The organism is Methanoregula sp. (assembly GCF_049686655.1).
GTDB lineage: Archaea > Halobacteriota > Methanomicrobia > Methanomicrobiales > Methanospirillaceae > Methanoregula.
Window position 1 is genome coordinate 1 of the sequence record NZ_JBAVIG010000068.1, and the last position, 12,535, is coordinate 12,535.

Consider the following 12,535-nt stretch of genomic DNA (forward strand, 5'->3'; position numbering starts at 1 on the left):
GGACCCGGGAGTCGCGGGGAGCGTGTGGCAATATCCTATAAAATGCCCCCAAATATCTATGAAAAGGTCAATAAACTCGTGTATGAGGAAAAGAAGTTCTCTACGGTCTCCGACTGCATCACGCAAGCTTTATTATCCTTCGTCGATAATCACCACGATATGGGACAGTTCAGGGAACTGTTCAAGGACTACATGTCATCGGAGGAGGGGCGGGAACTCATGAGAACCATGATGAAAGAAGTGCTCCTGGATGTGTTATCCAACCAGAAGATTGATCCAAAGGATCGCAAGAGTAATCCATAGGTAACATACTTCCACCCCCGCTCTTTTTATCACGTTAATACCGGTTATGGCATTCCGGTAAGGTTTGTAAAGGAGAGATTTATGCAGCTCACGATTATCGCTGTCGGGAAGATCAAGGAGAAGTTCCTGCAGGAGGCGATCGCGGAGTACGAAAAGCGCCTCCGTCCCTACGTGAAGCTGCATATCCACGAAATCCCCGAGGAGAAACGGCCGGGATCTGCAACGGAACCGGTGGAAGTCCGTGCCATGGAGAAGGAAGCCGAACGCATCCTCGCTGCCGTTCCCGCCGGTTCCTTTGTTGTCGCTCTCGATCCGGATGGGACGGGGCGGTCCAGCGAAGAGTTTGCCGGTGGGTTCCGGCAGTGGGAGCTGGCCGGCAAAAGCCATATCTGCTTCCTTATCGGGGGAGACCTGGGGTTTGCGCCCGCAGTTCTCACCCGCTCCGACCAGCGGCTCTCCCTTTCACGGATGACCTTCACCCACCCGATAGCCCGTTTTATCCTGCTGGAGCAGGTCTACCGGGCACAGCGGATCAACCACGGCGAACCGTACCACAAATGAGTGCGGGTTCCTGAAACCGGTGCAAACCGGGGCTCCAGCACCCAACATTATTAAAAAGGTCAGTGCAAGCCGTGATGGCCGGTCTTGTGAGCGGCTGTGGCAGAATATGTTTTTGGGCTTTAAATGACAGAAAACAAAGTTTGATGTATTTGTATCCCTATTAAGAGTAGACACAATTCCGGATATTTTCGTTATTCCGGAACAACCTGCATAATACCCTGGAGCAGGAATAACGCGGACTATTGGCAGACCTGCCAGATTGAGGATACAGCATCTGGAAACGATACTGATGCTTGTAAATGTCATGATGATCCACGATTTCGTGGTGATGGCCCACTCATAGGTTCTGGACCCTGCCAACCGACCAACATCTGCGATGTAATAGGGGGCTGTCGACACATCGTGCACGGCTTGCCACCGGTGTACTATTGAGTGGCGAAGGGATGGTAACGACGCGGAGTCGCCGCTTCCGGTTACCCCTTTCAGCAACCCGATAAGTCCCGAAGTCGCCTGGTGGAATGAATGGGAACATGCGCGAACTGCCCGGGGCTGCGGGGGGGCGGGATCGTTCTTATACCGCTGATCCCGGAGGGTGTTCATTGCAACCGGAGTGCGTTCTCCAATAGACACGCATTCCGCGGAGAAGAGAGAATCGCGTTCCGGGCCGGATCGGGACAGGCAGCAGCAGAGGCGTTCCTTTGTCCCGTTGACGATCACACCGGAGATCGACCGGACCGGAGCAGATCGCGCGATACCATAACAACCGGGAACTTTTTCCAACAGATGCCCAGCAAGACAAAAAGATCAGGAGATACAAAGCAATGGAAATAGAGATTATAGCCGTAGGTGGATATGACGAGGTCGGGCGGAACATGACCGCCGTCCGCTGCGGAAAGGAAATTGTCATTTTTGATATGGGACTCCGCCTGGACCAGTTGATGATCCACGAGGATGCCGAGGTTGACGAGATGCATTCCCTGGATCTGATCAAGATCAAGGCGATCCCGGACGATACCGTAATGCAGTCTGTCGAAGGTACGGTGAAGGCCATCGTATGCTCGCACGGGCATCTCGATCACATCGGCGCGATCCCGAAACTTGCACACCGGTATAACGCACCGATCATTGCAACCCCGTATGCAACAGAACTGATACGCCAGCAGATCTCTGGCGAGAAGAAATTCGCGTCCAACAACAAGCTCTTTGCACTCAGGTCAGGGCAGAAATATACGCTCTCCCAGAACCTGGTGCTGGAGTTTGTCCGGACGCAGCACTCGATCATAGATACCGTGACCCCGGTGCTCCACACACCTCACGGTGCAATCGTCTATGCCTGCGACTTCAAGCTGGACCGGACCCCGGTTATCGGTGAACCGCCGGATTTTGCCCGGTTCCGGCAGCTCGGCAAGGAAGGCGTACTCGCCCTGATCGTAGAGAGTACCTATATCCACCGTTCAGGCCGGTGCCCAAGCGAGCGGATCGCCCGCGATCTCGTGCGGGACGTGATCACCAGTTTCGAGGATGACAAGAGCGCGATCGTAGTTTCGACCTTCTCATCCCATATCGCCCGGGTGAAGACCATCGCAGAGTGTGCCCACGAGATCGGCAGGAAGCCCGTATTTCTCGGGCGCTCGATGGAGAAATACTCTGTTGCTGCAGAGCAGATGAAACTGGTCTCGTTCCCTGAGACTGCAAGTGTCTTTGGGAACCGGAGGACTGTCGATCGCGTAATGCGGAGGATGATGAAGGAGGGAAAGGAAAAGTTCCTGCCCATTGTCACCGGTCACCAGGGCGAGCCCGGGTCGATCCTCACACGCCTGGCGCTTGGCGATACCCCGTACCAGCTGAGCAAGGGTGACAAGGTACTCTTCTCGGCAAATGTGATCCCGAACCCGATGAATTTCGGGCAGCGGTACGTAGTAGAACAGCATCTCAGGAAGGCAGGCGCCCGGATCTTTGAAGATCTGCATGTGAGCGGCCATGCCTACCGGGAGGACCATTACGAGTTCCTCCAGCTCCTCCAGCCGCAGCATATCATCCCGGCACATGCGGATATGAAAATGACTGCAAGCTATGCCGATTTCGCAGCCGATCTCGGGTACACGCTGGATAACGATGTCCACCTGATGAGGAACGGACAGCGGCTGATGATCAAGTAATCAACTGGATGCTTCCGGGTTTCCCCACCCGGATTTTTTTTATCCGGATTCTGATTGTTTTTTGTTATCAAACTCTGATTGGAAAATCCCATCGCGATAATGATCGTGATTGAAAATGTGATCCGGATCGATCGAACTTTGATTTTATTTTTTTCGGCAGACTTTGATTTTTTATTTTCCATCAAACCCTGACGAAAATTTTTTCAGCAGACTCTGGTGGGAAAACAGCCTCTTTTTCTCTGTTCATGTCGAAGAGTCGGCATTCAGACTCATTCACAACAGCTTAACTTTTTACAACCGGAGCTTGATTAAAAAAATTTCAGCAGACTTTGATGAAAATTTTTTCATCAGGTTTTGATTTTAAAATTTTCATCTCGATCATGATCGTGATTGAAAAGCTGATCCGGATCGATTGGACTTTGATTGAAAAATTGCATGGGGGGTAGTGGGAACCCTCCGCGATCCGGCCGCCCAGCCACCTCACTCTGGATTCCCCGTTGGCAAACGGAACGCTCATGGGAACTAGCCCGGGTGTCAGACCGGGGTTCCCGGCCAACCCCCCCACCCCCACGCAGGGGGGTCGCAACGATTTCGAAACAAGATGGTGAGGGGTTGCCCGTGAATCCCCTTCCCCATTTTTGCGTAACGCGGTGTTCCGGGCAGCCGATCGGCCTGGGTTTCGCGTGGAGTTGCAGACGGTAAGGTCAGTTCTGCGGGATTATCGAATATGAGTAAGGGGGGTCTCCCGGGCACAAACGGGGGGAGGGGTCAGCCGCTAACCCCCCTGGAGCAGGGTAGGGGAGTCGGTGCGTTTGAGAATCCGGGTGAAGGGGGGGTTCCTGCTATAATCCCTAAAATGTTCTTTTTTCTGCAGAGATCAGGCAATGGAACCAGTAGCTGACTGGAATAGGATCACGACAAACCCCTCTCTGTCCCATTCGAGCGCACTCCGGCTGTCACAGAGATGACTCCGCAATTGGTATGTTTCCAGATTTTGCAAACTGCCGTAACTTATAAAAATAATCCTTTCACTGATGGAGTTGGAAAGGTGGCCCGGAAACAAACGGGCACCCGGAGGTGATCGTATGGTAAACGTCCAACATGCCGGCGAGGTATACCGGTGCACTATCTGTGGAAATGTCGTACTCGTGAGCGAGGCCGGTGGTGGGGAACTTATCTGCCACGGCGAGCCTATGCAACTGATGGAAGGTGTAAAGAATAATCGCGGTTAGTGTCAAAATGTCAGAGTTGATGGCTTTTACCCCGAAAGAATCGCTTTTCCAGTGCAGGGGTCATTAGTATGGCGGAAGTATCGTATCTGGTGGCATTCCTTGCCGGTATCGTCTCGTTTCTCGCACCGTGCGTACTGCCCCTGGTACCGGGATTCCTTGCCTATCTCGCCGGCACAACCGTCAGGGAAGGGGCCGCGAAGCGGTGGGATATCTTTGTGGCAAGTCTCCTCTTTGTCGCCGGGTTCTCGCTCGTCTTCTCCATCCTTGGCGTCCTCCTGAATACGGTGCTGAACTCGGTTGCGTACAGTGTGCAGCTCTGGCTCTCCCGGGCCGGGGGGCTGATTATCATCTTCTTTGGCCTGTACCTGACCGGCCTCATCAGGATAGGCTGGCTCGAACAGGAGCATAAAATCGCAGTCACCGGGGTAAAATCCAAGTACCTGACATCTTTCCTGTTCGGCGTAGCGTTTGCCGCGGGGTGGACTCCCTGCGTGGGGGCAGCCCTCGGGGCGATCATCGGCCTTGCAGCAACCCAGCCGGCGCTCACGTTCAGCCTCCTCCTCGCATACTCCCTGGGCCTGGGCCTGCCGTTCATCATCACCGGGCTCTTTGCCTCGCGGGCAGCAGCGTGGATAACACGGTACTCCCACATCCTGTATTATGTGAACATCGTCTTTGGTGTCCTGCTGATTATCGTGGGTATCCTGATCTTCACGCAGACGCTGGCCCTTGTCGCTAACCTGCCCCTGCTCAACAACTTCCTCCTGGGGGGTTGATCTCCATGGAAAAAAGAACGATTGCACTGGTGGTAGCGGTGATCCTGATTGCGGGAGCCATCGTATACCTGCAGCAGTTCACCCCGAACAAATCCTACGTTGGAACACCAGTGGCACCGGGAAACCGGGCTGCGATCAATGCCGAGAAGGTTAAGATCTATCCCTATGCAAAAGAGATAGCCGAACCTTCGGGGTTCGTGAACGTCGACAACATCACTGTCGGCAGCCTGATCGGCAAGGATGTCATCCTCGTGGATTTCTGGACATACAGCTGCATCAACTGCGAGCGCACAATCCCGTACCTGAACATGTGGTATGCAGAATACCATGACCAGGGCCTCGAAATCATCGGCGTCCATACCCCGGAGTTCCCGTTCGAGCACGACATCGGTAACGTCCGGCGGGCTGTCAATAAGTTCGGCATCCAGTACCCCGTTGTGCTGGACAACGACTATGCGACATGGGATTCGTACGGGAACCAGTACTGGCCCGAGGACTACCTGATCGACATCGACGGCTTTATTGTCGACCGCCACATCGGAGAGGGCGACTACAATACAACCGAGACGGAGATCCAGAGCCTCTTGCGGGAGCGGGCTGACGCGCTCGGGATCCAGGTTAACATCTCCAACACAACGGAGACCCCTGCGGACGCTGTCAGCGTTGACTTCTCAAAGGTCGGCAGCCCGGAGACATACTTCGGTGCTGCACGAAACCAGTACCTGGGTAACGGAAAACAATCGGTGAACGGGATGCAAACCCTGGTGCTGCCGGTTTCGGCCCTTCCCAATGTGCTCTACCTTGGAGGGACGTGGAACTTTACTGACCAGTATGCCGAGACTGCCGGGAATGACACTATCGTCTTCCAGTACAATGCAAAGAACGTCTATTTTGTAGCGAGCGCCGGGGATTCAACAAACGTGAGCGTTATGGTGGACGGCAGGCCGGCCGGTGATATTGCCGGCCCTGACGTCTCCGGGGACGTAGCCACAGTGAAGGACGAGCAGCTGTACCAGCTCGTGGCGGGAAAGGACTACGGTGAACACACGCTGGAACTGGACATCCCGCAGCCGGGCCTGCGGGCGTATACGTTTACGTTCGGGTGACGGGAGATAAGTGGAATACTATGGACAAAAAACTGATGAAGGCAACGTTTGCAGGGGGCTGCTTCTGGTGCATGCAGCCGCCGTTCCAGCAGATCGAGGGCGTGACGGAAGTGGTGGCCGGGTATGCCGGCGGGACAAAGGAGAACCCGAGCTACGGGGAAGTCTCGTCCGGTACCACAGGGCACCTCGAATCGGTGCAGGTCACCTACGACCCTGAAAAGGTACCGTACGGGAAGCTCCTCGATGTCTTCTGGACACAGATCGATCCGACTGACGAGGAGGGCCAGTTCGCGGACACGGGGTCCCAGTACAGGACTGCCATTTTCTACCATGATGAGGAGCAGAGGCGGAGTGCGGAGAGCTCAAAGAAGGCTCTTAACGATTCAGGGAAGTTCAAAAAACCCGTGGCAACGGAGATACGGCCATATACGAATTTTTACCCTGCCGAAGAATACCATCAGGACTATGCGAAGAAGAAGCCCCGGGAATACCAGGTGTACAAGTCCTATTCCGGGCGCGAGGCCTTTATCGAGAAGATGTGGGGCGGAGGAAAACCTGGAGATGGGAAAAAAGTGACCATCTACTCAACCCCGCGGTGCCATAACTGCCACGAGATAAAAGAATACCTCACCGGCCGGCATGTCGGGTTCGAGGAGATCGATCTCGCTTCCAATGATGAGGCACGAGATATGATAATCGAGAAGACCGGACACCTGGGGGCTCCTATAGTCCGGATCGGGGACGAATTTATCTTCGGATTCGACCGGAAGAAGATGGAAGAGCTCCTGAAATAAAGCCCGCGGGGATGGATAGAACCGGCTGGCCGTGCAAAAGCAAAACCGGAAGCCCTTCTGATCTCTCCGGGTGCATTTGCCGGACCCTGCCCCCGGCTCTGTATGAATTTAGTCAGGTGTGAAATCATCTGCCGGCGTTCCGGTACTGAACATCCGTTTTCTATGCCGGGTTCTGCTGTATTCCCTTATCCGGATGATAAAAAAGGTGAACGGGTTATGAGGAATTGTTCACAGCAGGGTGTTCCCCGGATTCCTCTTCCTCGCCCGGTTTCTGGGTCTTCATCGAGGGGAAGAGGATCACTTCCTTGATGGAGTTGTTGTTGGTGAGGAGCATCACGAGCCGGTCGATCCCGATCCCGACCCCGCCGGTCGGGGGCATTCCGTACCCGAGCGCGTTGATGAAATCGTAATCGATCATCTGGGCTTCCACATCGCCCAGCCGCCTTTTCTCGTCCTGCGCCTCGAACCGTTCCTTCTGGTCCACCGGGTCGTTCAGCTCAGAGAACCCGTTGCCCACTTCCATGCCGTTGATGAAGAATTCGAACCGCTCGGTGAAGCCCTCCCTGGAGCGGTGGCGCTTTGCGAGCGGCGAGTTCTCGACCGGGTAGTCGTAGATGAAGGTCGGCTGGATCAGCTTCTCCTCGACAAGCCCTTCAAAGAATGCGATCAGGAACTCGCGCTGGGAGTTTGCTTTCTCCCAACCCTCGATTTTGTGCTGCTGGGCGAGGGTCCTGAGTTCCTCTACGCTGTGGGTAAAGACATCGATGCCCCCGATCTCCTTCACTGCATCTGTCATGGAAAGTTTCTTCCATGGCTTTGTAAAGTTGAGGGTGATCTCCCCGTAGGGAATCTCGAACTTCCCGTGGACTTCCTGGATGATGGAGCAGACGATGTCCTCGGTCAGGGCCATCATGTCGCTGAAGTCCCGGTACGCCCAGTAGATCTCCACCATTGAGAACTCGGGGTTGTGGTCCGCGTCCACCGCCTCGTTCCGGAAGTTCCTGGCGATCTCAAAGACCTTCTCGAATCCGCCCACAACGAGCCGCTTCAGGTAGAGCTCGGGGGCGATCCGGAGGAAGAGTTTCTGGTCGAGGAAGTTGTGGTAGGAGGTGAACGGCCGGGCGTTTGCCCCGCCATAAACCGGCTGGAGGATCGGGGTCTCGAACTCGAGGAAGCCATGGTCGTCGAGGTACCTGCGGATGAGGGAGACGATGCGGCTCCGGTTCCGGAAGGTCTGTTTGCTCTCCTCGTTGACAATCAGGTCGACGTACCGCTGACGGTAGCGCTTCTCTACGTCGGTAAGCCCGTGGAACTTCTCGGGCAGGGAGCAGACCGCCTTGCAGAGAAGGGTGAAGGTGTCTACCCAAATCGTGATCTCCCCGAGCTTTGTCCGGAATACGTGGCCGGTCACTCCGATGATGTCCCCCCGCTCGATGAACTGGTTGAAGAGATCGAACTGTTCGTCCCCGAGGTCGTTCTTCCGGAGGTAAAGCTGGATCTTCCCGGTCTCGTCCCCGAGGTCGGCGAAGATAGTCTTGCCGTGGTTCCGGACAATGTAGATCCTCCCCGCGGTAGAGATGCTCTCCACACTCTTGTCATGCGTGATCTCCGCGTATTTTGTCTTGATCTCCTGCACGGTTACCTGCCGGTCGAAGGTGGGCGGGAAGATGGAGACGCCTTTCTCCCTGAGTGCATGGATCTTGTCGAGCCGTGTCTGGTCGAATGCCGTATTCTCGGTGGGGCTGGTCATGGGAAAAACACCCGGGGACTCATGCGGGATATGTATCGTAATAATGCGATCCCGGATGTAATAATACCTTCAGCATTTGCGTCGGAAGGCGCACACAACGGTGCATGCCTTTGGGGTGCCGGGAGTGGCAGGAATCCCCCGGTATTATATCCCGTGTTCTGGTCAGGACATGTTTTTTTATGAACCGCTTTTTTTCTTCAGGATCTCCGAGGCGTACTTCGCAAGGCCGTACACCCCGTCCGTGGTTGGATGGACCTCGATGAACTCTTCGAAATCATGGACTGATAAGTGGTGCTTCATCAGGAACGCCATGTAGGCAGCGATCAGGCCCCCGCCGGGTGATGCCGAGACGATCCCGCTGATCGATCCGTCAGCCTCCACGAGGATCTTCGCGAAACCCGTCCGGGATGATAGAACCGACCAGAAGGTGTCCGGTCCCGCGGGACCCGGGATGGAGAGCGGCTTTGCCGTCCCGCTCCCGTCAAGGGCGTACGCAAGCTCGTTTTCGAGGTAGATTGCCTGCGGGATCGTGGGGAGGTCCATCGCGTGCCGCTTCCCGAGGATGTTATCGGCGGCCACGATCCCCTGGTGCCGGGCCACAGGTGTCAGGTATGGCGGACCGGTTACATCCCCGCCGGCATAGACGCCGGGTACGCTTGTCTCCATGTATTCGTTGACGATCACTTCCCCGGACAGGCCCTTATTGACGCCGCTGATCATGTCCGACCTGGGTACGAGACCGGCAGCGACAAAAACTGCGTTGCAGGGTATTTCCTGTGCTGCACCCCCAATCTTTACCGTGACGCTGCTGACCCGTCCCTCACCGGAGATCGACCGCAGGTCGGCATGCTCAAGAATTGTTACACCGGAGAGTTCCTTTATAGCCTCGGCCCTGAGCGCCGGGTCGACGCTCTTCAGGAATGTGCTCCGGGAGATGACAGTTACCCTGCTCCCGAACCGGGAGAAGATGTACGCGTACTCAGCGGCCATCACCGCCCCACCGATGATAACGATGTGCGCCGGCAGCGCTTTCATCTGCCCGAGAATCCGCGGGGTGAAGACACCGGGCATGGTGATCCCGGCCACCGGGGGAATGTTGGACCGTGACCCGGTAGCCACGATCACGGCATCCGGTACGATCCGCTCTTCATCGAGCCAGACGATTTTCCCGTCAAGCCGGCCTGCCTTTCCGTAGATGATATCAACACCGGCGCCGCGGGTCTCGTGATCGAGGATAATGGCGATCTTTGCCTGGATGCCCTGCATCTCCCTGAGCACGCGGGGAAAGTCCGGCTGCGGCGCCGGCCCGGTCAGCCCGAGCCCCTCAAACCTCTTCGCCATGTCGAGGAACCGTGCCACGTCGTTCAGGGCACAGACCGGCATGCAGCCGAAGTGGAGGCACTGGCCCCCAATACCGGCACTGACGCCGCCCTGCTCGATCAACCTGACATCTTTTCCTGCAGAGGCGAGCCTGATGGAGGCAATACGACCAGCCGGGCCGCCGCCGAGGATGACTATCACGGGTATCCCTTTCGTCGGATCGAATAGTCCGTGTCAGAATGGATACCCAGTACCATCACTGAACCGGATAAAAAAAGGCAGGGGGACCCCGCTCTTCCCGCTGGAATTGGTGAAGGGGTGGTCATCCGTCTTAAAAGACTTCGACGCCCTCATCCATCGGTTCCGAGAGCAGCTCGCCGGTGAATGCGTTCACTTCCACGATCTTCTTGCCACGGATCTGCCATACGGGAATATAGACCTGCTTGGTATCGATGGTGATGTTCTTGCGGTCGGGCTTGAGGATCTTCTCTTCGTAGAAGATCGCATCGCCCTTCTCCTGCTTGATCCGGACCTTCTGGGTAAGCCGGTCGATCAGCTCGCTGACAATACGTTCGGTGGCCTCATCCTTCCGGATGTGGGGATCGCAGACTTCCGCACCGCCGGGGATCTCGGACTCCTCCACAAGTTTCCCGTCGAGATCGATCTTGATCCCGTTGATTGCATTGATCGCTCCCCAGCCATCGGCATCGAACGGGATGCGGCGGTCCTTATAGACCTGTTCGCCAGAGCTCTGGTAGTGGAAGAGGAAATAGGGGATGAACCTGAGCTTGGCAGCGCCTTGTACACCGCCGGCCCGGATTGCGGCCTGCTCGCTCAGTTTTATCGGGAAATGGGGAAGGGTGATACCCGAGGGCTCTTCTCTCTCTGCAACTGCTGCCGCTACGGCAGCCTTCTTTGCTTTTGTCGGTGTCAGGTCAAGGGCCAGTTCCCGGCCAAGGATATCGGCGAGGACGGCCTCACCGGTATACCGTACGAACTCATCGATACCCCACTGGATACAGTTCTCGGTCGCCGTATCCTTCTCAAGAGTGAAGAGAAGTTTCTTGCAGTTCATCTCGTGATCATCGATCATGAGACTATAATTCGTCTTGTCAAACTGCCCGATCAGGTCGCGGTCGTTGGAACAGAGCACCAGAAGGCACACACCGTCACGTACTGCCGAGAGGTCAAGAGGATCATCCACCTCTTCCACCTCAAAACGAGCCGCTTCAAGAATGAGTCTCATCGCATTCTTGGCTTTTTCCCGCATTTCTTGTTCCATCATACATAAATTGCCATGGTCTTATAGAACAATTTTTCTATTGCGCTGTCAGAAGTTTAGGATAATGAACCCTCCCTTGAAGTTCGTCAACAACAAGATCGAGGATTATGCCATGCAGGTCACCTTTGATCCCATAAAGGGGGAAGGCCTGGTAGTCTACAACCTCTCCCTGATCAAAAACGAGGACCTCGAGTTTGCCATCTCTATCTTAAAAGACGCGTTCAGGAGCGGGATCAGCGTCAGCGGCCTGGTCAAGTTCTTCGCTTCGGGGCACAGGATTGCTGATTACGTTGTCCCGGTCGGGTACACGGCCATCGGGACCATTTGCAGCATCACGTTCGACGGGCTCCTGATCCGGCGGGGGATTCCTGTCAAACCGATTGGTGGCGGTGTGGTCGAGATCGAGAACCGGACACCGATCCGGTTTACGCATATCATCCTGTACGAGCATACCACCATCGATCCGTTGGAGGTATTCATCTCCCAGAAAACCACGTCCATAATGAATGTGATGCGGAAAGGAAGCGGCAACATTCTTGCCAATGTCCGGGAATTCCACATGGAGGCCGAACCCCTTGTCGGGACGGTACTGGATGAACTATCAGGCAGCAGTTACTCCGGCATCCTCGAAGTCGGTATGCCCAATGTTCCCCTGCTGGGTGTCCCGGTGGATCCGCAGTTCATTGCGATCGCCGCGATAGGCGGGACGAACCCGATGGCCGCGATCCGGGAGAATGATCGCTGGGTGAAGACTCAGGCAATGAAAGGGCTCATGGAGATCTCGGAGATGGAAGAGATCCGGGATTATTAAGGTGAATAAATAGAATATCAGGAGCCTGACGGCTCTTATTGTATGTTCGATGAACCTGGCCGGCCACCGGGTAAGCCGATGCGCGCGTAACACCGGGTGATTTATGGATCTTTCGTAAGCGTGGCACTTTTTACCCTCATCAGGGCAATACAGGTAAGCATATTGTATTTTGCTAGTTCAGGGGATTTGAGAGATTCCAGGCCGGATATGGGAATCGTGCGGCAGTAGCACCTGAACATCATTTATATCTGCAATATTAAATGTTGTTATACCATGGGTACCATGTGATCTTCAATGAAATTACTCAAAACGGTAGTCATTTTCGTGCTCCTGTTATTGGTGTTAGCAGAACCTGTAATGGGCATTGACACGTTTCAGGGCGGGGCCCCCCTGATATCGGCATCGATGTCGGGCACCAATGAATACTCGCCCGGCCAGGAA

11 protein-coding genes are annotated in these 12,535 nt (G+C 55.3%); 8 read left to right on the top strand and 3 right to left on the bottom strand.

Annotation, left to right across the window (positions count from 1 at the left end; translation table 11 throughout):
- The 7 genes from WBL42_RS10110 to msrA all read left to right on the top strand — a co-directional run.
- A partial coding sequence (locus tag WBL42_RS10110; protein ID WP_424721152.1) for a hypothetical protein occupies positions 1 to 303 on the top strand: 303 nt, incomplete at its 5' end.
- Positions 304 to 384: 81 nt separating this feature from the next.
- Entirely contained in the window at positions 385 to 864 is a 480-nt protein-coding gene (gene rlmH / locus WBL42_RS10115; RefSeq protein WP_424721153.1) for a 23S rRNA (pseudouridine(1915)-N(3))-methyltransferase RlmH, read from the top strand.
- 821 nt (positions 865 to 1,685) lie between these two features.
- A complete protein-coding gene (locus WBL42_RS10120) occupies positions 1,686 to 3,023 on the top strand; it encodes an RNase J family beta-CASP ribonuclease (RefSeq protein ID WP_424721154.1) in 1,338 nt (445 codons plus the stop codon).
- A gap of 1,085 nt (positions 3,024 to 4,108) precedes the next feature.
- The gene (locus WBL42_RS10125; RefSeq protein ID WP_424721155.1) at positions 4,109 to 4,255 is read left to right on the top strand and encodes a desulfoferrodoxin FeS4 iron-binding domain-containing protein; all 147 of its coding nucleotides are present in this window, start codon (positions 4,109 to 4,111) and stop codon (positions 4,253 to 4,255) included.
- A 68-nt stretch (positions 4,256 to 4,323) separates the two neighbouring features.
- A complete protein-coding gene (locus WBL42_RS10130; protein WP_424721156.1) occupies positions 4,324 to 5,031 on the top strand; it encodes a cytochrome c biogenesis CcdA family protein in 708 nt (235 codons plus the stop codon).
- 5 nt (positions 5,032 to 5,036) lie between these two features.
- Entirely contained in the window at positions 5,037 to 6,137 is a 1,101-nt protein-coding gene (locus WBL42_RS10135) for a redoxin domain-containing protein (protein ID WP_424721157.1), read from the top strand.
- A gap of 20 nt (positions 6,138 to 6,157) precedes the next feature.
- Positions 6,158 to 6,931 (top strand): peptide-methionine (S)-S-oxide reductase MsrA, encoded by a 774-nt coding sequence (gene msrA / locus WBL42_RS10140; RefSeq protein WP_424721158.1) that lies wholly within the window; start codon positions 6,158 to 6,160, stop codon positions 6,929 to 6,931.
- A 214-nt stretch (positions 6,932 to 7,145) separates the two neighbouring features.
- Here msrA and lysS read toward each other — a convergent pair whose 3' ends face one another.
- The 3 genes from lysS to WBL42_RS10155 form a co-directional block, all read right to left on the bottom strand.
- Complete coding sequence (lysS, locus tag WBL42_RS10145; protein WP_424721159.1) at positions 7,146 to 8,681, bottom strand: lysine--tRNA ligase; 1,536 nt, start codon at positions 8,679 to 8,681, stop codon at positions 7,146 to 7,148.
- 177 nt (positions 8,682 to 8,858) lie between these two features.
- A complete protein-coding gene (locus WBL42_RS10150; RefSeq protein ID WP_424721160.1) occupies positions 8,859 to 10,202 on the bottom strand; it encodes an FAD-dependent oxidoreductase in 1,344 nt (447 codons plus the stop codon).
- Between the two features lie 130 nt (positions 10,203 to 10,332).
- Positions 10,333 to 11,286: a hypothetical protein gene (locus tag WBL42_RS10155; protein ID WP_424721161.1), complete on the bottom strand. Its 954-nt coding sequence runs from the start codon at positions 11,284 to 11,286 to the stop codon at positions 10,333 to 10,335.
- A gap of 61 nt (positions 11,287 to 11,347) precedes the next feature.
- On the opposite strand from WBL42_RS10155, the gene WBL42_RS10160 reads away from it, so the two are divergent.
- Positions 11,348 to 12,094, top strand: coding sequence for a DUF128 domain-containing protein (locus WBL42_RS10160; RefSeq protein WP_424721162.1), 747 nt, complete (start codon positions 11,348 to 11,350; stop codon positions 12,092 to 12,094).
- The last annotated feature ends 441 nt before the right edge of the window (positions 12,095 to 12,535 follow it).